This is a genomic window from Castellaniella sp., from assembly GCF_041675725.1.
Classification (GTDB): domain Bacteria; phylum Pseudomonadota; class Gammaproteobacteria; order Burkholderiales; family Burkholderiaceae_B; genus Castellaniella.
In genome coordinates, this window is record NZ_JBAYTI010000003.1 from 22,860 (window position 1) to 42,999 (window position 20,140).

Consider the following 20,140-nt stretch of genomic DNA (forward strand, 5'->3'; position numbering starts at 1 on the left):
AAAAAAGACACCCACCATGGATTGCCCACGTTGGCAGCAGCGGCGAACTCAGCCGAGGAATGCCGTCATCTGCCGCGCGGACACCTGCGGATCCAGCCCCGTATGGCAGAACAAGGTGCGCGGCACGCGCGCGCGCAGGATCTGATCGCAATACACCTGATAGAGCGCGTGGATGTGCCCGATGGTCATCTCGCCCTTGCGCGCATGCACCACCTCGGCCGGACACGCGGCCACGACCAGCCGTTCAGGGCGCGGAACCATGGCACTCCAAAAACCATAGGCAGTCACCCGTTCCAGGGGCCGGTGCGGATCGCGCACGTGCCGCACGAAATAGTCGTAAAAATAACGGTCCAGCACCACAGGCGACCCGCGCCCGAACAACCCCCTGGACACTGAAAACGTGAGCCAGGCCAGCGGCAGGATCACCCACAGCAACCGCTCTTCGAGATCATTGCGGGTCGTGCCCCGGCGCACGTGAAACAGCACCCGCCTGAAATACCGCTTGAAGCGTTTGAACCGGTAACCCGCGCCCACCGGGCTTGCCAGGGCCGCATCGATCAACGTGGTCTTGCCGCTGCCATCGGGCCCGACCACCGCCACGGTGCGCGGGGCAGTCCAGTTGCAGACGCGCAGCCTTCGGGCCGGCCCGGCCAGCCGGACCGGCCCAGGGCCGTGGAATGGCGCCCCGGCCTGGGGCATCGACGGCTCCGACAGGTATTCGAACCGCCAGCGGCCCTGCTCATGGTGCAGGATGAAGCTCAGCCCCGCCTGCTGGCAATACTGAAACACAGCCCATAGGGTTTCATTGCACAGCACAGATCCCCCAACTATTGAAATTTGCAACCGAACCCAGCTTATCAGTCTGCCACAGGTCGTGCTTGTGGTGTTTAATAGCAGCATGAAACGATTCCGCCCCGTCGCCGGCCTGGTCCTGCCGACCATCCTGCTGGCCGGCTGCACCAGCCTGACCGACATACCGCCCGGCACGCCCCTGGCGCAGGTCATCGCGCAATTCGGCCCCCCTACGCTAGAGTGCACCGATCGAGACGGCCGACCCCGGGTGGTCTGGTCGCAGCAGCCCTTCGGGCAACGGGCCTGGGGCGCTTCGCTGAACGCCCAGGGCCAAGTGCAGCGCATCGAGCCGCTGCTGACCGACGCGCATTTCAGCCAGCTCGACGACGGCCCATGGACCCAGGCTCAGGTGCGCTGCGAATTCGGCCCACCCGCCCTCGTGGACTCGGTCGGGCTGCCATCGAACCGCCAGCTGGTGTACAGCTATCGATACAAGCAGGATCATGTATGGAACGCCCTCATGTTCGTCTTTTTCGGTCATGACGGCGCCTACGTCACCCGCCACCATCCCGGGCCGGATCCCCTGTATGAGCCCGAGGACCGCTTTCTTTCGTTCTGAAGGCGGGGCATGCTGAACGCGCTTTGGCTGGGTTTTTTCCTCATCGCGGCGCTTGCCGCAGGTGTCCAGTGGCTCGTGCTGGGCGACGCCGAGGTATTTGCCCGCCTGATCGCCAGCCTGTTCAACATGGCCGAGCTCTCGGTGCAGTTGATGCTGCTGCTGTTTGGCACGTTGACGCTGTGGATGGGCTTTTTGCGCATCGCTGAAGATGCCGGGCTGATTCGCATCCTGGCGCGCCTGCTGGGCCCCCTGTTCGCCCGCCTGATGCCGGGCGTACCGGCGGGCCATCCGGCGCTGGGCCTGATCACCTTGAATTATGCCGCCAATGCCCTCGGGCTGGACAACGCCGCCACCCCGATCGGCCTGCGCGCCATGCGGGCGCTGCAAACCCTGAATCCGCACCCGGAGACCGCCACCAACGCACAGATCCTGTTTCTGGTGCTGAATGCCTCGTCGCTGACCCTGTTGCCCGTGACCATTTTCATGTACCGCGTGCAGCAAGGAGCCGCTGATCCAACGCTGGTTTTTCTGCCCATCCTGCTGGCCACATCCGCGTCGACCCTGGCGGGGCTCATCTCGGTGGCCCTGATGCAGCGCCTGCGCCTGCTCGATCCCGTGGTCCTGGCCTGGGTGGGCGGTACCGCGCTGGTGCTGGGCGGCTTCATGGCCCTATTGGCCAGCCTGAGCGCCGCGGCCGTGGCGGCGTTGTCATCGCTGCTTGGCAATCTCGTGCTGTTCGGCCTGCTGGTCATTTTTCTTCTGGCGGGTCTGTGGCGACGCATTCCCGTCTATGAAAGCTTCATCGCGGGCGCCCGCGAGGGCTTCGACGTCTGCAAGGACCTGCTGCCATACCTGGTGGCCATGCTATGCGCCGTGGGCGTATTGCGGGCCTCGGGAGCGCTCGATGGCGCACTGGACGCCATTCGCTGGCTGAGCCAGCTGGCCGGGCTGGATACGCGCTTTGTCGATGCGCTGCCCACGGCGCTCGTCAAGCCTTTCTCGGGTAGTGCCGCGCGCGCGATGATGATCGAGACCATGCAGCACTTCGGCCCCGACAGTTTTCCGGCCCTGCTGGCCGCGACCATCCAAGGCAGCACGGAAACCACTTTTTATGTGCTGGCGGTGTATTTCGGGGCCGTCGGCGTACAGCGCGTGCGCCATGCCATCGGTTGTGCGCTGGTGGCCGACCTCGCAGGGGTACTGGCCGCCATCGGCGTGTGCTACTGGTTCTTTGGCTGAAGGCGGCCCGCAGCCATCGGGGCGGCACCGTTGGATCTCAGGCTGGATCGAATTCGCGGCTGTCGTGCCGCGCCAGCCCCCGCCGGTCGATGCTGATCCAGCCCCCGCGCGGCGACCCGGGCTGATCATGCTCCCAGTCGGGCAGCACATAGCGTTGCGCCGGCGTGCCATGGATCTGGAACGTGTGCACGGCGGGCCGGTGCGTGTGCCCATGTACCAGCGTCGTGCAGCCGGCCGCCTGCAAGGCCTCGACCACTGCCTGCTCGTTGACATCCATGATCTGCAGCGTTTTCGCGCGCTGCGCGCGCTGGCTGTGCAGCCGCGCACGCCGCGCAATGGCGCGGCGCCATGCCAGCGGCAGCCCCAGGAACAAACGCTGCAGCCAGGGCTGGCGAACGATGCGTCGCAAGCGCTGGTAGGCCGAATCATCGACGCAGTATTCATCGCCATGAGCCAGCAGCAGCAGGCCCGCGTCGGTCTGCAGGCGCACCGGGGCCGCAAGCAGCCGTGCCCCCAGGCGATGGGCCAGCGCCGGCCCCATCAGGAAATCGCGATTCCCGTGCATGAGATACAGCGGCACGACGGCCGCCGTGCCGCCCAGGGCCTGCAAAGCCGCCAGCAGCCAGGCCGGCGGCTGTCGCAACGCGTAATCGTCGCCGATCCAGGCATCGAACAGGTCGCCGCACAGGATCAGGGCATCGGCCTGTTGGCGGGCGGCTTCCAGAAAGCGGAAAAAGGCACGCGCGGTGCGCGGCCCATGGGCGCCCAGGTGAATGTCCGATGCCAGCCAGACCGTACCGGACAGGGCCAGGGTGTTCAATTATTCGGTGAGCGTGGCGCTTTCTATGATGACGTCGTCGACCGGGACATCTTGGTGGAAGCCCTTGTTGCCGGTCTTGACCTTGCGGATTTCGTCGACCACCTCGGTGCCTTCGATTACGCGCCCGAACACGGCGTACCCCCAGCCGTTGGAGGTGGGGGCCGAGAAATTGAGGAAATCATTGTTGGCCACATTGATGAAAAACTGGGCGGTCGCCGAATGCGGGTCGGACGTGCGCGCCATGGCCAGCGTATAGGGTTCGTTTTTTAAGCCGTTGTCGGCCTCGTTTTTGATGGGCTTGTGGGTTTCTTTTTGCTTCAGGCCCGACTCGAAGCCCCCCCCCTGGATCATGAAATTGTCGATCACGCGATGAAAGACCGTACCATCGTAAAAGCCCTCTTTTACATAAGTCAGAAAATTTTCGACCGTTACGGGAGCTTTTTCGGGGTTCAGCTCGATGAGGAGGTTGCCTTTGTTCGTGGTCAACTGGACCTTGGGTGTGCTCATGTCGTGATCTTTTGAAGAAGGGTTTGAATCGGCCGCGGCCACTGGCCCACAAGCCAGCATGAAGGCGCAGGCGACGCTGCAGAAGCGCACCGGCAAAGGGATGCGCGCGAAAGACGCCAGGGGCGGGAATGAAGGGTTCATCATGATGAAGAAGACGGAATCATGGAAACGGCGTCAGGTGCCCGGCCCATGCCGGCCGGCTTTCTGGTCGGCCGCGCGGGCGCGGGCGAATGCCTCGCGAGCCAGCTGCATCTGCACGTGCCCCAGGTTTTCCAGGGCAGGCGCGAAATCTGGATCGGACACCAGCGCCATTTCGAGGGCTTCGCGGGCCCGCTGCAGGGCCCCTTCACGCACGTACTCGATGGCCAGGGCGTTCCAGGGCTCGGGCAGTTCGGGGTAGTCGATGGTCATTTGCTGCCAAATGGCCTGAGCCTGCGGATGTTGCCCCAATGCCGCCAATGCGCGACCCTGCTGGTAACGCAGCTGGACGTCCGTGCCCACTGCCTGGTGCGGATCAAGCCCCTGGCGACGCAACTGGATGAGCTCGAGCGCCTCGCCCGCCTGGCCCTGATCGACCAGGCGAGCCACGTGGGCTGAAAACTGGGCCGCCGACAGAGGGACCGAGGTGTCGGTGGCCGGCGCCGCCCTTTCGAGCAGGCGGGCCAGGCCCTGCCAGCCACCATCAGGCGGCTGCACAGGGGTGAACGTGCCGGTTTGGGGATCATAGTTGAGGCCGCCCACCGGGCCATCGGGGGCGGCTGCCGTACCTTGGGCGAACAGGGCCGGAGCCGGCGCCAGGCAGATACAGCAGGCCAACGCAAGAATAGAGGTTCGGATCACTGTAGGGAACACCGGGAGAGAAAGGTTCTGGGCTCGGAGGGCAAGACGGTATACTAAACAGCTCATTTTACATCGCTGGCCGCTGCCGTGTGCCGCCGATGCCCGCCGCCATTTTGCCATGCTGCATATATACGATACCCTGACCCGTCGCAAAAACCCGTTCCAGACCGCCCAGCCCGGTGTGGTGCGCATGTATGTATGCGGCATGACGGTATACGATTTCTGCCACCTGGGCCATGCACGCATGCTCGTATCCTTCGATGTCGTTCAGCGCTGGCTGCGGGCCACGGGCTGGCAGGTGCGCTACGTACGCAACATCACCGACATCGACGACAAGATCATCCGCCGCGCGGTTGAGCGCAATCTGCCCATCCGTGCGCTGACCGAGTTCTTCATCGACGCCATGCACGCAGATGAACGGGCGCTCGGGGTCCAGGCGCCCGATGCCGAGCCCCGTGCCACCGAGCACGTTGCAGGCATGCTTGCGCTCATCGCGCGGCTCGAAGAGCGGGGGCTGGCGTATCCGGGCACCGATGGCGACATGAACTTCGCCGTGCGGAAATTTCCGGGTTACGGCAAGTTGTCCGGCAAATCGCTGGACGATCTGCGCGCCGGCGAACGGGTCGCCGTCTCGGCCGGCAAGCAGGATCCGCTCGATTTCGCGCTTTGGAAGGCCGCCAAGCCCGACGAACCCGCCGATGCCCAATTCGACTCGCCCTATGGCCGTGGGCGCCCAGGCTGGCACATCGAATGCTCCGCCATGAGCCACGCCTTGCTGGGCATGCCGCTCGACATCCATGGCGGGGGGCCCGACCTCAAGTTTCCTCACCATGAAAACGAAATCGCCCAAAGTGAAGGCGCCTGGGGCGGCACCCTGGCGGGCACCTGGATGCACTGCGGGCCGATGATGGTGGACACCGAAAAAATGTCCAAGTCGCTGGGCAATTTCCAGCGCATACGCGACACCCTGGCCGTCGATGCCGAAGACACACGCGCCAACTATGCGGTCAACCCGCGCGAAGCGGAAATGCTGCGCTTTTTCCTGTTGCGCAGCCACTATCGCAGCGAGCTGAACTACACCCCAGACAACCTGCTCGATGCGCAGCATGCCCTCGACCGCCTATACCAGGCCTTGCGCAACGTCCCTGCCCAGCCGACCGAAATCGATTGGCAGGCACCCGCCGCGCGCCGCTTCCGCGACGCCATGAACGACGATTTCAACACGCCCGAGGCCGTGGCGGCGCTGTTCGACCTGGCAGCACGCGCCAACCGCGACACGGATCACGCGGCCAGTGGGTGGCTGCAGGCACTGGGCCAGGTACTGGGCCTGCTGCATACGGATCCGCAAGTCTATCTGCAAACCCCCAGCCGCTTTCTGGCGGGCGGCACGGTGCCCCAGGGCCTGTCGAACGAAGCCATCGAAGCGCTGGTGGCCGAACGCAGCCACGCCAAGGCGGCCCGCGACTACGCCCGCGCCGACGCCCTGCGCAGCGAGCTGCAGGCACACGGGATCGAACTCGCGGACAGCCCCGCAGGCACCCGCTGGCGGAGGGCCTGATGGATACCGGGCCACGCTCTTTGCAGTCCTCGGCGTACTGGCTGCATGCCTGCGAACAGCTCATGCAGCGCGACCGCATCCTGCGCAAGCTCATTCCCCTGTACCAGGGCGAGACGCTGCGCCTGCAGGCCTGCCCATTTCGGACGCTGGCGCGCGTACTGATCGGCCAGCAGGTGTCCCTGACCCTGGCACGCAGCCTCTGGGGCCGTCTGCTGCAGGCGTGCAACGACACGCTGCAGCCCGACTGCATTCTCGAACGCAGTGAAGCCGAACTGCACGCGTTGGGCCTGTCCAAACGCAAGACACAATACCTGCACGATGCCGCACGGTTTTTTTCGCAGGCATCCCGGCTCGACCCCGCCTGGTGGCGCGCCCTCGACGACGGGGCCGTGGTACAGCAGCTGTGCTCGATACGCGGGGTGGGCCGGCGGTCTGCCGATCTCTTTCTGATCTTCCACATGGGCCGGCCCGATATCCTGCCCGTCGAAGACACCTCGCTGCTCAAGGCCATCTCCACGCATTACTTCAGTAACGAGCCGGTCTCGCGCTTCGAGGCCCGCGAGGTTGCCCAGGCTTGGGTTCCGTGGCGCAGCGTCGCCAGCTGGCATCTGTGGCGCAGTGCCGACGCCAGCGCCGTCGAATACTGACCCTTCTCCGCATACCGAAATTTTCCTGATACCCTGAACCCATGCGAAATACCTTCCTGGAATTCGAACAGCCTTTGGCCGAACTCGACCAGAAAATCGAAGAACTGCGCTTCGTGCAGGCCGACTCGGCTGTGGACATTTCCGACGAGGTCAGCCGGCTGCAGCAAAAAAGCCAGACACTGGCCAAAAGTATCTACGCCAAGCTCACGCCGTGGCAGACGGCCCTGGTGGCCCGCCACCCTCAGCGCCCGTACACGCTCGACTACGTCGAAGCCCTGTTCACCGATTTCCACGAGCTGCATGGTGATCGCATGTATGCAGACGACTCATCCATCGTGGGCGGGCTGGCCCGATTCAACGGGACGCCCTGCATGGTGATCGGCCATCAAAAGGGCCGCGACACCAAGGAACGGGCGCGGCGCAACTTCGGCATGCCCTTGCCCGAAGGGTATCGCAAGGCCCTGCGCCTGATGCGCCTGGCCGAGAAATTCCAGCTGCCCATCTTCACCTTCATCGACACACCGGGCGCCTACCCCGGGGTGGGGGCCGAAGAGCGTGGCCAATCCGAGGCGATCGGCCACAACCTGTTCACCATGGCCGGGCTCAAAGTCCCTCTCATCGCCACCATCATCGGAGAAGGCGGATCCGGGGGCGCCCTGGCCATCGCCGTCGGCGATACCGTCATGATGCTGCAATACGCCACTTATTCGGTCATTTCGCCCGAAGGTTGCGCCTCCATCCTGTGGCGCAGCGCCGACAAGGCCTCGACGGCCGCCGAGGCACTGGCCATCACGGCCCCGCGCCTGAAAGAACTGGGGCTGATCGATCGCGTCATCAACGAACCCGTTGGCGGCGCCCACCGCGACCCGGCGACCATGGCGCGGCAGTTGCACCGCGCCCTGGCCGATGCCCTGCGCGAACTGTCTGGCCTGAAAACGGCCGAACTGCTGAAAAGGCGGCGTCAGCGGCTCGCCAGCTTTGGCCGGATCACCGAGGCGAAATGAGCACCAGGGCGTCCCTGCCCGCATGCGACCCGTCGCTGCTGCGCGACATCGATCGAGCCCTGCAGCCCCTGCCCGCGGGGGCACCCCTTGGAATCGCACTGAGCGCCGGGCCGGATTCAGCCATGCTGGCGGTTCATGCTGCCCAAGTGGCGCACCGGCAGGGCCGCGCGCTCCATGCCCTGCACATCCATCATGGGCTGCAGGCCGATGCCAGTGCCTGGCAGCAGCAAGCGCATGACCTCGCCAGCTTGCTGCAGATCAGCTGCCACAGCCGCAGGGTCGAGGTCACCTCGGACGGCCGCGGGCTGGAGGCCGCCGCACGCGCAGCCCGATATGTGGCCTTGAGCGAACTGGCGGCCCATGCCGGCATCGGCCATGTCCTGCTTGCGCACCACCAGGACGACCAGGCCGAAACCGTACTCTTGCGTCTGTTGCGCGGCGCGGGCCCCGAGGGGCTTGCGGCCATGGCACCCGTTGCGGAACACTACGGCCTGCAATGGCTGCGCCCTTGGCTGGGCCAGCCCCGTTCGCGCATATTGGCCTGCGTGCCCCTGTTCGCCACCGCGACACACTGGCATCCCGTGCAGGACCCAAGCAACCGGCAAATCCACTATGCGCGCGGCGCCTTGCGGGCCGAGCTCGCCCCGGTACTGGATCGGCATTGGCCCGCATGGCGCACCACCCTCGGGCGCCATGCCAGCCAGGCTCAGGCGCTACGGCGCTGGGCCGCCGCAACCAGTGCGCAAGACCTGCAAACCCTGGATCCAGACGCGGACGGCCGCGGGTTTTCGCTGGCGGCGTGGCGGGCCCTGTCGGCCGAGCGGCAGGTAGCCGTACTGCGTTACTGGCTGCATGCGCAGGGCCTGCGCATGCCCACCGCTGCGCGCCTGAAAGACTGGCTGCATCAATTGCGCACCGTCCATGCACTGGGCCACGATCGGCAGGTCACGCTGCCGCACGAAGGCCGCACGCTCAAAGTGCTGCGTGGGCGCGTGAGGATTCTCGATTCAGAGTAAAATGGCGGGTTTTGCCGGCCAGCCTCTGGGGCCGAGTACCTTGAACAGGGTTCAGACGTCATGTTGATCGTCCAGAAATACGGCGGTACCTCGATGGGGTCCGTAGAACGCATACAGAATGTGGCGCGCCGGGTGGCCAAATGGCACGCGGCGGGCCACCAGGTGGTGGTGGTCCCTTCGGCCATGGCCGGCGAGACCAACCGCCTGCTGGCCCTCGCCAAGGAAATCTCCCCGCAACCCGATCCCCGCGAACTCGACATGCTCGCGGCCACGGGGGAACAGGCCAGCAGCGCGCTGCTGGCCATGGCATTGATGCGTCAGGGTGTGGCGGCCCGCAGCTACACGGGCTGGCAGGTGCCGGTGCGCACCGACAGCGCGTACACCCGGGCCCGCATCCAGTCCATCGACGACACCCGCATCCGGGCAGACCTGGAATCGGGCCGCGTCGTCATCGTCACGGGCTTTCAGGGGATCGATGAGGCCGGCCATATCACGACCCTGGGCCGCGGCGGGTCCGACACCTCTGCCGTGGCCATCGCGGCGGCCATGCACGCCGATGAATGCCTGATCTTCACGGACGTGGACGGTGTCTACACCACAGACCCGCGTGTGGTCCCCGAAGCCCGCCGCATGAACGTGATCTCATTCGAGGAAATGCTCGAACTCGCCTCGCTGGGGTCCAAGGTGCTGCAGATCCGCTCGGTCGAATTTGCCGGAAAATATCAAGTGCCACTGCGCGTTCTATCTTCGCTGACCGACCCGCAACTGCCGGTGGACATTGAAATGCATTCAGGCACGCTCATCACTTTCGAGGAAGACCAAAAAATGGAAAACGCCGTTGTCTCCGGCATCGCCTTCAGTCGCGACGAAGCCAAGATCACCCTGCGCAACGTGCCGGACACCCCGGGTGTGGCCTATTCCATCCTGGGCCCGGTGGCAGCGGCCAACATCGACGTCGATATGATCCTGCAGAACATTTCGCTACAAGGCATGACGGACTTCTCCTTCACGGTGAACCGCAATGATTTTGCGCGTACGCTGGAACTGCTCAAAAGCCAGGTGGGCCCATCCGTCGGCGCGGAAGAAATCGTCTCCGACGACAAGGTCGCCAAGGTGTCCATCGTCGGCATCGGCATGCGCAGCCACGTGGGCGTGGCCAGCCTGATGTTTCGCACCCTGGCCGAGGAAGGCATCAACATCCAGATGATCAGCACGTCGGAAATCAAGACCTCGGTGCTGATCAACGACAAGTACATGGAACTCGCGGTGCGGGCCCTGCACAAGGCCTTCGAACTCGACGCCGAAACGCCGGCCACCGGGCAGGCCTGAGCACGCGGCCGCGCATTCAACCTGTGCTAGAATGCCATGCTTGCCGGAGACGTGGCCGAGTGGTTGAAGGTACTCCCCTGCTAAGGGAGCATGCGGCTTATACCCGCATCGAGGGTTCGAATCCCTCCGTCTCCGCCATTGGTCCCCTGTATATCATTGATTACAGGGGATTTTCTTTGGCTCTACCCACGAACGGGGGACGGGCATTCATCAGATCCGGCCGATCACTGCATTCCAACCGCATTGTGCCAGAACCCGCATGCGGTAATTCTCAAAATTTCTGAACCCATAGGCCCCGCGCGAGAGCATCTCCTTGTTGTGTGGAATCCTTCGGTGATGCCATTGGATCTGGAGAATCGCCACACGTGCACGATGGGTTCCAGCCATGATGTTAACGTGGCCGCCAACGTCTTGGCTGGACTTTGCCCGGACTGACGAATCAATACAAGGAATTCGGGCAAGAGCTGTTGGACCCGCTTGGCCTTGATGGCCTTGAGCGTCAGAAAGCCATTGAGTTTCTGCTTGGCAAAATATAGCGCCTGCAGTACAGGCGACTATGCCAAATACCGATGCAAGTGCTCAGATTGTGGGCCAGTTGGGTCGTAACTTGCACAATCATACGGTTGCTTGATGATCGGATGCTATGTGGAACCCGACAACAGGACCTAGGGAAACCGAGAACGCATGTCGTGCAAAAAATGATTGCATCTAAAAGAAGAATCGCTTAGCATTACTGCATAATCGACCAAGATTAGTCATATATGCATATTACAAGCATTCAAGATTTGCGCAACATTGTGACCGCAGAGCAGAAATCGACGGGCCGAAGCAAAGTTGGCACTAAGGCACTGGCAGTGCTTGCAGACATGCTCGAGCATCCTGGCGCCGCTGCGGTCGAAAGCATTTCCGAGTTGGCTGCGCGAAACGCAGTTGATCCGTCGACGCTGACTCGGTTGGGAAAACGCCTGGGCTTCACAGGATTCAATGGGCTGCAGGATGTGTTTAGGCACCATGTGGCGGAAACAGAGCCGTTCTACAGCGCGCGGATCAAAGAGAGCCTGTCGGCGCAACCTTCACAAGGTACCCAGGCGCTCATTTGGCATCACCTGCAATCAGAAGCAGACAAGATCCTTGCCATGGCGCGTGACCTCGACGTCCATGCGGCCGAACGTGCTGTCGAGCAGCTAGTGGCAGCAAAGCGCGTCTACGTGCTGGCGCTTCGGGCCACTTATGGTCTGGGTTTCTACTTCAGTTCTTATCTCTCCACATTGCGTACCGACGTTAACATGCTCGGCGGTCCTGGCAACGCATTGGCTACCGAACTGGATCGAATCACGACAGAGGATGTGCTGGTCGCAATCTCATTTCGCCCGTTCACAAAAAGCACGGTCGCGGTCGTTGATGTATTGCGGGATGCCAAGGTTCCGCTGCTTACGATCACAGACACGAAGTCCCCTATCGCGCTCGACGCGAGTCATGGCACAACGATCACTATCGACCATCCATTCCACTTTGACTCATCTGCTACACATTTTGCTGTGCTTCAAACGCTTCTACTGCTAGCGGCACGTCGGTTGGGTACTTCGGCTGTCGAACGCTCGAGCAGACTAGAGAAGTTGTACAGAACTTTGGACATTGAGGTGTCGTAACCGTCATTGGCCAACACTCATGCAGCGCAGGCATGACCAATATCCACGTCAGGCCGTCTCTCGCTGCGCCCTGCTTGTTTTACCTACAGAACTGAAGGAGATTATTTTGAAGACAATAATTCGCGCTCTCGGGCTTGCTGTGGCGCTGTCGGTCAGCATGCCCCTGACAAGCATGGCAGCCACACCGCCGAATGTATTGGTGGTGGCCAAGAACATCAGCGACATGGTGACCTTGGATCCTGCCAGTACGACCGAACTCAGCTCGTATGAGGTCAGCACCAATGTCTACCAGCGCGTCTTCCGATACGATGCCGACGATCTTAAGAAGCTGGTCGGAGATGTCATCGAGAATTGGTCTGTCTCGCCCGATGGCAAAGACTTCACGATGACCATCCGCAGCGGGCTCAAATTCGCTTCCGGTAACCCGTTGACGGCGCAAGATGTCGCCTGGTCCCTGCAACGCGCAGTCGAAATCGGCCGGCTGGGCGCGAATTTCTTCGGACCACTAGGATGGACCCCAGAGAATGTAAAGACGCTGGTCAGCGCCCCCAACCCCACCACGCTGAACTTGAAGATCACCAACGACTACGCACCGTCCCTGGTGCTGAACATTCTTGCGACCAATGTCGCCTCGGTATTGGATAGCAAGACCGTGCTGGCGAACGAGAAGGACGGCGACCTGGGGCAGGAGTGGCTGCGCACCAACAGCGCCGGAAGCGGACCCTTTAAGGTACGTGGCTGGACTCAAAACGAAAACATCATGCTGGAGCGAAACCCCACCTATAGCGGCCCAGCCCCGGCGATTGAACGGATAGTGATCCGCCATGTACCCGAAAGCAACGCTCAAAGACTTTTGCTTGAAAGAGGTGACGTAGATATCGCTCGCGATCTCACACCTGATCAGGTCAGCGCGTTGGCCTCTAACAAGCAAATTCGCGTCGACAACTGGGCAAGGGGCGACCAGTATTATCTCGGCTTGAATCAGAGGGATCCCGTTCTGGCCAACCCGGCAGTACGACAGGCTGTGCGTTGGGCGATCGACTACCAAGGAATCGCGGACACCCTGTTGAAGGGACGCGTGAAAGTCCGCCAGTCCTTCCTCCCCGCAGAGTTTCCCGGTGCCATCGATGAGGTACCTTACAAGTTCGATCCCGAACGCGCACGCAGCATCCTGAAGGAGGCGGGGCTCGACGAGGTAGCCATCAAACTCGACGTTCCCTCCCAATTCCCACTGCCAGAGATCGCTCAGGCGATGCAAGCGACCATGGCGAAAGCGGGCATCCAATTGCAGATCCAGCAGGCTGAAGCACGGCAAGTTATCACCCGCTATCGGGCAGGACAGCACAATATGGTCCTGATCTACTGGTCGCCGGATTACTTCGATCCACACGGAAATGCGACCCAATTTGCGCGCAACGCGGACAAGCCGGACGCGAAGGCCTACACCTCGGTCGCTTCGCGCAACGGTTGGAACACGAAAGAGACCGCACCTTTGGTAGATGCGGCGCGTGCAGAAAAGGACGAAAGCAAGCGCATCGCGATGTACGCGGACTTGCAGCGCAAGGTAATGGCAGACTCTGCCATGGTGTTTGCGTTTCAGACCATGGAGCCGATCGCTCAGCGTTCGAACGTTAAAGGATTCATAGATGGCCCGAACGGTGATACCGTTTTCTACCGGCTCGTCACCAAGTAACACCGAATGAGCGCCTACCTTCACCGCCGTCAGATTCTGCAGCGATTGGTTGGCGTCTTCGGAACGCTTATCCTGACCTTCATCGGGCTGACAGCGACCACCTTTGCGATCGGTCGCTTCGTCCCGGTGGATCCAGTGGCGGTGATCGTCGGCGACCGGGCATCCCCGGAAGCCTATCAAAAAGTCCGTGCCGAACTGGGGCTCGACAAGCCGGTCCTCACCCAGTACGCAAACTACCTCGGCAAGCTGGTTACGCTCGATCTGGGGCAATCGCTGGTGACACGATCACCAGTTTCACAGGATCTTGCGAAGGTGTTTCCGGCCACCTTCGAGCTTGCCAGCCTAGCCATGATTATTGGTGTAATGGGTGGCATTCCATTAGGCGTGCTCGCCGCACAGCACAAGGGCGATTGGGTGGGCGCGGTCTGTAGGGTTGTAGCGCTGCCGGGTTATTCCACGCCCATTTTCTGGCTCGGGATGATGGCCCTCGTAGTCTTCTACGTGAATCTTGGATGGGCAAGTGAACCAGGACGGGCGGGAATTGCGTTTCAAGGCTCAGTACCTGTCGTCACTGGCTTGTTGACCCTTGATGCAGCTATCGCACGAGACTGGGCCGCGCTCTCGGATGCGCTGTTTCATTTGGCTCTACCTTCGATTGTGTTGGGATACGCCTCGCTGGCCTACATCTCCCGTATGACTCGCAGCCTGATGCTTGATCAACTTGGGCAGGAGTTCGTGCTGGCGGCCCGCGCAAAGGGCGCGTCCGAATCTCGCGTCATCTGGAGGCATGTGTTCCCCAATATTCTAGTCCCCTTGGTGACTGTCGTCGCGCTAGCCTATGCCCAGTTGCTCGAAGGCGCCGTGCTCACAGAAACAGTATTCTCATGGCCAGGTCTAGGCCAATACATGACAACATCCCTGTTCAATGGCGATCTGAACAGCGTGCTTGGCGCGACCGTGCTTATTGGAGCAATCTTCATCTCTGTTAATCTGCTCAGCGATATTCTTTACCGCTTCCTAGATCCCCGCACGCGGGTCTGAAGCTTCGAATCCAACCTGAGCGGGAACATTAACCGTATCCACCGCAATGACTCAAACCCTCGTCCCGCCCAGCGGGGCACGATCCTCGGCCAGGTTGATAACGTTGCTCCGGCGCAACGGGTCACTCACCGCCGGCCTCTTGCTGATCAGCGTGTTCGTGATTACGGCCCTGATATCATTCGCTTTTCCCGACGCGGCTTTCTATGAACAGTCGTTGGGTGATCGGCTCCTATCGCCGAATGCAACCTATTGGCTCGGCACGGACGACCTAGGCCGTGATCTCCTGATGCGCACGATCGCGGGTGCGCGGGTGACCCTTCTGATGGTGTTGCTGGTTGCCTTGGTAGCCGGGCCACTGGGCTTGCTGCTCGGCGCGACCTCAGGCTACGTGGGCGGCTGGCTGGACAAGGCGCTGATGCGTCTTACGGATATTGTCCTGGCGCTCCCCCGCCTCGTACTGGCGCTTGCGCTGGCGGCTGCGCTGGGTGCAGGCGTCGTCAACGCAGCGCTTGCGATCGCAATCACTACCTGGCCCCCCTATGCCCGCGTCGCGCGCGCCGAAGCCATGGCGCTACGCAACGCCGATTTCGTGATCGCCGCGCGACTGCAGGGGGCGTCGGAGGGAAGGATCGTGCTGCGTTATGTGCTGCCTCTATGCGTGTCCTCTGTGCTGGTGCGGATGTCGCTGGACATGACCGGCGTGATCCTCACAGCCGCGGGTCTTGGCTTTCTCGGACTGGGAGCGCAGCCTCCAATGGCAGAATGGGGCGCCATGGTGGCCGCAGGCCGGTCCACCCTGATCGACCATCCATGGGTGGCTGCCGTACCCGGGATTGCGATCTTCCTGGCTAGCCTGGGATTCAACCTGCTCGGAGAGGGTCTGCGCGACGTACTGGACCCGAGGAACACATGAACCATGTTTTAGAAGTATCAGGACTATCAGTCACGTACGATTCTGTGAACGGCAAGTCAACCGTGGTCCGTGAGGTTGAATTCAGCCTGTCAGGTGGCCGGCTCGGGATCGTAGGAGAGTCCGGTTCGGGCAAGTCGACGGTGGCGCGGGCGCTGATGGGGTTGCTGCCGAAAACGGCTCACATCAGTGCGAAGCGCCTGGCTTTCCGAGGCATCGACCTAACACGCATGGATCGCAGATCATGGTCTCGCATCCGGGGGAGGCAGATGGCGTTGATCCTGCAGGATCCTCGCTATTCATTAAACCCTGTTTTGAAAGTTGGCGACCAAGTCGCCGAGACCTATCGTATCCATTTGGGTATGCGTCGCGCCGATGCGCTGAAGCGCGCCATACGTGGTCTGGAAGAAGTGCAGATTCGTGACCCCGAGCGCGTAGTCCAACAGTATCCCCATGAGCTGTCGGGTGGGATGGGGCAGCGCGTAATGATTGCTGCAATGCTGGCGGCCGAGCCTACCTTGCTGATCGCGGACGAGCCCACTTCTGCGCTGGACACCACGGTCGCCTGCCAAATCCTAACGCTTCTGGCCGACCTGATGTCTAGGCGCGAGATGAGCCTGATAATGATCAGCCATAACCTACCCCTGGTCGCGAGCTTCTGTGACGACGTGCTGGTCATGAAGGCAGGCGAAGTCGTGGATGCCGTGCCCGCCCCATCGTTGCGCACAGCATCACACCCCTATACTCGCGCGCTGATGGCCGCGATTCCCGATCTGCGCAAGCCCGGACAGCGCCTTCCGGTCATTGAAAGGACGGTAGCTTGTGTCTGAACTCATCGCGGTTAAGAACCTGAGTGTACATTTCGGTCTTGCCGACGCGGCCAAGCCGGCGGTCGATCAGGTGAGCCTTTCCGTTGCGCAAGGAATCTCGTTCGGCATCGTCGGCGAATCGGGTTCCGGCAAGACCACCATTCTGAGGGTAATTGCAGGCATTCAGAAGGCCTCTAGCGGTACTGTGCTCTTCGATGAAGGAAACACCGAACTGGGCACACATCGTACACTTGCACAACGCAGGGCGATTCAGATGGTGTTTCAGGATCCCTACGGCTCGCTCCACCCACGGCATCGCATCGGTACGATCCTCGAAGAGCCTCTACGTATTCACGGCATCCGCAATCGAGAGCACCGCGTGCACGAAGCGTTGTTGGCTGTTGGGCTGGATGCCTCGCATAGCGATCGCTTTCCGAACCAGCTCTCCGGAGGCCAGCGGCAACGCGTGGCCATTGCACGCGCCTTGATTCTCGAACCAAACCTTCTGCTGCTCGACGAGCCCACTTCCGCCTTGGATGTCTCCGTCCAGGCGGGCATTCTCAACCTGCTTAACGATTTACGGCGAGCACGCGGTACCACGCTGATCGTGGTTACCCACGACCTGGGCGTGGTGGCAAACCTTTGTGATCACCTGGCGGTATTGAAGCAGGGCCGGCTAGTTGAGCAACTTTCAGTAGCTAGCTTGGCCTCCGGTCAGGCTGCCACACCCTATACGCAGTCGCTCGTGGCAGCCAGCGAATTTGCCCCTGGAGCGATAACCAGACAAGACAAGCACACCCATGATGAATAGCGTCCTTTCCATTTCGTCCGCAGTTCGCTCCAAGGAGATTTCCGCCACTGAGGCCACCCATGCTGCGCTGGCAAGAATCGGTGCACACAATGATGCCTTAAATGCTTTCGTACATCTAGATGTTGAAGCGGCACTGCGCCAAGCTAAGCGTATCGACGACTGCATTCGCCAGGGCCAAGACCCTGGTCTGCTCGCAGGCGTACCAGTCGGCGTGAAGGATCTCGAGAACTGCGCGGGCATGCCGACGCGCAAGGGATCACTGCTGTATGCAAATGCAGCCCCGGCCACGACAGACTCCATTCACTGCGCACGACTGCGGGCTGCGGGCGCTGTTTTCTTGGGTAAGACGGCGACGGCGGAATTCGGAATGGACGCAATCACGGCAACCCGCGCCGCCGGTATAACGCGTAATCCGTGGAACCTTTCACTGACCCCTGGTGGCAGCAGCGGCGGCAGCGCGGCCGCAGTGAGTGCGGGGATGGTGCCCATCGCCACAGGCAGCGATGCCGGAGGGTCTATTCGTTCGCCAGCCGGATTCACCGGTCTTGTAGGGCTCAAGCCTTCACACGGCCGCATTCCACGGGATCGGGAAACGCTGTTTTCATGCTACGGTGCGTTGACGACCACTGTCGCCGACACTGCAAGATATTTGGATGTCGTTGCGGGCCCTCATCCTGCGGACCGCATGAGCTTCCTAGGCGGCGCCAGCTCCTATGAGACCGCTATCGAGGCGTTGGACGTTACAGGTTTGCGCTGCGCTTGGTCTTCCGACTATGGTTACGCGGTCATGGACGATGAAATCGTCCATATCGCGAGGAACGCCGCCGAGGCTTTGGTCCAGGCTGCCCGTCTCGTTGTTTCTTCTCATGAGTTAAGGCTTCGAAACCACAGGGATGACTGGCTGATCGTCAATGCCTCACGTGGTTGGCACGAACTGCTGGCTTCGGGCTGCAACGAGGCCGACCTTAAACGGATGAGCCCGAGGCCGCAAGCCGCCTTCCGCCGCGGAAGTATTGTCGACATGGCATGCTTCACAGCAGCCGAGCGCAACCTGGAGATCCTGCGTGCCGAGTTCGGCCGTTTTTTCAACGAAGATGCAGACATCCTCCTCTCGCCTGACGCAGCCACCACAGCATTCGCGGCCGAAGGGCCATCACCAGCTTTGATTGGTGGCCGTGATGCGACAGACACCGGGGTAGAGCCGCTGCACTTTGTAGCAAACACTTGCTGGAACCCGTCGATCACGATACCGGCCGGTATAACTCGCGACGGACTGCCAGTGGGCCTAATGATCACCTGTCGCGTCGGCAGAGATGATCTGGTTCTCCGGCTGGCCAAAATCTGGGAAGATGCGCAGCCCTGGCCTCACTTGGCGCCTGGCTACGCAGCATCATGAGGGTCAGGGATTCCTAGCTCAAGGCTTCGAAGCTTAGTGTGCGGGCGGCGGCCAGCTTTGTTCCTAGAATCTCGGAAAGAATGCCCAAGGTTAGCCCACCGACTAGATCACTTGCGACCGGGAGCTTTCCACCAAGCGTGATTACGCACAGGTCAGAGTAGATGCGCTTGACACAGCCCAGCCCCGTGATCGGATACGTGCATTGCGGCACCAATTTGGAACGACCTTCACGTGTAAACAAGTCCATCATCACCCAAGTCTGCTTCGCGCCTATTGCTAGGTCCATGGCACCACCGACCGCAGGGATCGTGTCGGGTGCGCCTGTGCTCCAGTTCGCCAGATCCCCATTGAGCGCTACTTCATAGGCTCCCAGCACGCAGATATCGATATGGCCGCCACGCATCATCGCGAAGCTGTCAGCGTGATGGAAAAATGCACCTCCATCTAGAAGTGTTACCGGCTGCTTGCCCGCGTTGATAAGGTCATAATCTTCATCGCCTGCAGCCGGCGCCGGGCCCATGCCCAGGATGCCGTTCTCGCTGTGCAGCACGATCTCCTTACCCTCTGGAATGAAATTCGCTACCAGCGTGGGCTGGCCGATACCGAGGTTGACGAAGGCGCCATCATCGATATCGCGAGCCACCAGCCGCGCGACGTCGTCCTTGCTGCGTCGCTCGAAACCAGTGAGAGTTCTAATCGTGTTGCTCATGCTACTGCCTTAAATTCACCTGCACGGGTCGCCTTGCGAGGGATGCGCACCACGTGATTTACGAAAATGCCAGGGGTAACCACCATCTCAGGATCGATCTCACCGAGTGCCGCCACCTCGTAAACCGTAGCCACGGTCATACGTGCGGCAGTGGCCATGACGGGACCGAAATTGCGTGCAGCCTTGCGATACACGAGGTTGCCCCAGCGGTCCCCGCGCTCAGCCTTGATAAGTGCCAGATCACCATGGATCGGATACTCGAGCACATACCGGCGCCCGTTGATCTCTCGTGTCTCCTTGCCTTCAGCTAGCAGCGTGCCATAGCCGGTCGGCGTGAAGAAGGCACCGATGCCCGCCCCTGCAGCACGGATGCGTTCAGCCAAATTGCCTTGTGGCACCAGCTCGAGCTTGATCTTGCCGCGCCGATACAGGTCGGCGAATATGTAACTGTCGGCTGAACGCGGGAAGCTACAGATCAACCGCTCGACGCGCCTGGCCTTGAGCAATGCGGCCAACCCCGTGTCGCCGTTGCCGGCATTGTTGGTAACGATGGTCAGATCGCGAACTGAGGTAGCGATCAGGCCTTCCACCAGCTCTTCGGGAATGCCTGCCGTGCCAAAGCCTCCAATCAGGACAGTAGCGCCGTCTGTCACACCTCGCAGCGCGGCTTCGATGGACTCGGTGATCTTATTGATCATTGCGTTTACTCCTAGGGTGACCAGTCGCACCGCGTGAATACAGCAGCCCGCGA

The 20,140-nt window shown here is 61.6% G+C and carries 21 protein-coding genes and 1 tRNA gene; 15 read left to right on the forward strand and 7 right to left on the reverse strand.

Annotated features, from left to right (window positions below):
• Positions 1-48: 48 nt before the first annotated feature.
• Positions 49-789, reverse strand: a complete 741-nt coding sequence (locus WCZ84_RS01025) for a hypothetical protein (RefSeq protein ID WP_372684393.1) — start codon at positions 787-789, stop codon at positions 49-51.
• A 109-nt stretch (positions 790-898) separates the two neighbouring features.
• Between WCZ84_RS01025 and WCZ84_RS01030 the strand changes: the two genes are divergently transcribed.
• Both WCZ84_RS01030 and WCZ84_RS01035 read left to right on the forward strand, forming a co-directional pair.
• Positions 899-1,411, forward strand: a complete 513-nt coding sequence (locus WCZ84_RS01030) for a hypothetical protein (protein WP_372684394.1) — start codon at positions 899-901, stop codon at positions 1,409-1,411.
• Positions 1,412-1,420: 9 nt separating this feature from the next.
• Entirely contained in the window at positions 1,421-2,650 is a 1,230-nt protein-coding gene (locus tag WCZ84_RS01035; RefSeq protein WP_372684395.1) for a nucleoside recognition domain-containing protein, read from the forward strand.
• A gap of 37 nt (positions 2,651-2,687) precedes the next feature.
• Here WCZ84_RS01035 and WCZ84_RS01040 read toward each other — a convergent pair whose 3' ends face one another.
• The 3 genes from WCZ84_RS01040 to WCZ84_RS01050 form a co-directional block, all read right to left on the reverse strand.
• Positions 2,688-3,470: a UDP-2,3-diacylglucosamine diphosphatase gene (locus tag WCZ84_RS01040; RefSeq protein ID WP_372684396.1), complete on the reverse strand. Its 783-nt coding sequence runs from the start codon at positions 3,468-3,470 to the stop codon at positions 2,688-2,690.
• Complete coding sequence (locus WCZ84_RS01045; RefSeq protein ID WP_372684397.1) at positions 3,471-3,977, reverse strand: peptidylprolyl isomerase; 507 nt, start codon at positions 3,975-3,977, stop codon at positions 3,471-3,473. It abuts the gene before it with no gap.
• 174 nt (positions 3,978-4,151) lie between these two features.
• The gene (locus WCZ84_RS01050) at positions 4,152-4,817 is read right to left on the reverse strand and encodes a hypothetical protein (protein WP_372684398.1); all 666 of its coding nucleotides are present in this window, start codon (positions 4,815-4,817) and stop codon (positions 4,152-4,154) included.
• Between the two features lie 118 nt (positions 4,818-4,935).
• Between WCZ84_RS01050 and cysS the strand changes: the two genes are divergently transcribed.
• The 6 genes from cysS (at position 4,936) to WCZ84_RS01080 (ending at position 10,509) form a co-directional block, all read left to right on the forward strand.
• Positions 4,936-6,375, forward strand: coding sequence for a cysteine--tRNA ligase (gene cysS / locus WCZ84_RS01055; protein WP_372684399.1), 1,440 nt, complete (start codon positions 4,936-4,938; stop codon positions 6,373-6,375).
• On the forward strand, positions 6,375-7,022 hold the full coding sequence (locus WCZ84_RS01060; protein ID WP_372684400.1) for a DNA-3-methyladenine glycosylase: 648 nt from the start codon (positions 6,375-6,377) through the stop codon (positions 7,020-7,022). The genes cysS and WCZ84_RS01060 overlap by 1 nt, the downstream gene beginning before the upstream one ends.
• Before the next feature lie 41 nt (positions 7,023-7,063).
• Positions 7,064-8,026 carry an acetyl-CoA carboxylase carboxyltransferase subunit alpha gene (locus tag WCZ84_RS01065; protein ID WP_372684401.1) on the forward strand — a complete coding sequence of 321 codons (963 nt, stop codon included), beginning with the start codon at positions 7,064-7,066 and terminating at the stop codon, positions 8,024-8,026.
• Entirely contained in the window at positions 8,023-9,042 is a 1,020-nt protein-coding gene (tilS, locus tag WCZ84_RS01070) for a tRNA lysidine(34) synthetase TilS (RefSeq protein ID WP_372684402.1), read from the forward strand. The genes WCZ84_RS01065 and tilS overlap by 4 nt, the downstream gene beginning before the upstream one ends.
• Positions 9,043-9,102: 60 nt before the next feature.
• The gene (locus WCZ84_RS01075; RefSeq protein ID WP_372684403.1) at positions 9,103-10,371 is read left to right on the forward strand and encodes an aspartate kinase; all 1,269 of its coding nucleotides are present in this window, start codon (positions 9,103-9,105) and stop codon (positions 10,369-10,371) included.
• Positions 10,372-10,416: 45 nt separating this feature from the next.
• Positions 10,417-10,509 (forward strand) — tRNA-Ser (locus WCZ84_RS01080).
• An 86-nt stretch (positions 10,510-10,595) separates the two neighbouring features.
• Here WCZ84_RS01080 and WCZ84_RS01085 read toward each other — a convergent pair.
• Positions 10,596-10,916, reverse strand: a complete 321-nt coding sequence (locus WCZ84_RS01085) for a transposase (protein ID WP_372684447.1) — start codon at positions 10,914-10,916, stop codon at positions 10,596-10,598.
• A gap of 216 nt (positions 10,917-11,132) precedes the next feature.
• Here WCZ84_RS01085 and WCZ84_RS01090 point away from each other — a divergent pair, with 216 nt between their 5' ends.
• Genes WCZ84_RS01090 through WCZ84_RS01120 form a run of 7 tightly spaced genes read left to right on the forward strand, consistent with a single transcriptional unit; the run spans position 11,133 to position 18,680 of the window.
• Positions 11,133-12,020 carry a MurR/RpiR family transcriptional regulator gene (locus WCZ84_RS01090; protein WP_372684404.1) on the forward strand — a complete coding sequence of 296 codons (888 nt, stop codon included), beginning with the start codon at positions 11,133-11,135 and terminating at the stop codon, positions 12,018-12,020.
• Between the two features lie 19 nt (positions 12,021-12,039).
• Positions 12,040-13,713 (forward strand): ABC transporter substrate-binding protein, encoded by a 1,674-nt coding sequence (locus WCZ84_RS01095; RefSeq protein WP_372684405.1) that lies wholly within the window; start codon positions 12,040-12,042, stop codon positions 13,711-13,713.
• A 6-nt stretch (positions 13,714-13,719) separates the two neighbouring features.
• Positions 13,720-14,754 carry an ABC transporter permease gene (locus WCZ84_RS01100; protein WP_372684406.1) on the forward strand — a complete coding sequence of 345 codons (1,035 nt, stop codon included), beginning with the start codon at positions 13,720-13,722 and terminating at the stop codon, positions 14,752-14,754.
• Positions 14,755-14,800: 46 nt separating this feature from the next.
• On the forward strand, positions 14,801-15,667 hold the full coding sequence (locus WCZ84_RS01105) for an ABC transporter permease (RefSeq protein ID WP_372684407.1): 867 nt from the start codon (positions 14,801-14,803) through the stop codon (positions 15,665-15,667).
• Positions 15,664-16,494 (forward strand): ABC transporter ATP-binding protein, encoded by an 831-nt coding sequence (locus WCZ84_RS01110; protein WP_372684408.1) that lies wholly within the window; start codon positions 15,664-15,666, stop codon positions 16,492-16,494. The genes WCZ84_RS01105 and WCZ84_RS01110 overlap by 4 nt, the downstream gene beginning before the upstream one ends.
• Positions 16,487-17,284 carry an ABC transporter ATP-binding protein gene (locus tag WCZ84_RS01115; protein WP_372684409.1) on the forward strand — a complete coding sequence of 266 codons (798 nt, stop codon included), beginning with the start codon at positions 16,487-16,489 and terminating at the stop codon, positions 17,282-17,284. Before WCZ84_RS01110 ends, WCZ84_RS01115 begins: the two co-directional genes overlap by 8 nt.
• Positions 17,274-18,680 carry an amidase gene (locus WCZ84_RS01120; RefSeq protein ID WP_372684410.1) on the forward strand — a complete coding sequence of 469 codons (1,407 nt, stop codon included), beginning with the start codon at positions 17,274-17,276 and terminating at the stop codon, positions 18,678-18,680. Before WCZ84_RS01115 ends, WCZ84_RS01120 begins: the two co-directional genes overlap by 11 nt.
• Before the next feature lie 13 nt (positions 18,681-18,693).
• On the opposite strand, the gene WCZ84_RS01125 is transcribed toward WCZ84_RS01120, so the two are convergent.
• Both WCZ84_RS01125 and WCZ84_RS01130 read right to left on the reverse strand, forming a co-directional pair.
• Positions 18,694-19,389 carry a 3-oxoacid CoA-transferase subunit B gene (locus WCZ84_RS01125; RefSeq protein WP_372684411.1) on the reverse strand — a complete coding sequence of 232 codons (696 nt, stop codon included), beginning with the start codon at positions 19,387-19,389 and terminating at the stop codon, positions 18,694-18,696.
• Positions 19,386-20,087 (reverse strand): 3-oxoacid CoA-transferase subunit A, encoded by a 702-nt coding sequence (locus WCZ84_RS01130; RefSeq protein WP_372684412.1) that lies wholly within the window; start codon positions 20,085-20,087, stop codon positions 19,386-19,388. The genes WCZ84_RS01125 and WCZ84_RS01130 overlap by 4 nt, the downstream gene beginning before the upstream one ends.
• Positions 20,088-20,140 lie beyond the last annotated feature (53 nt).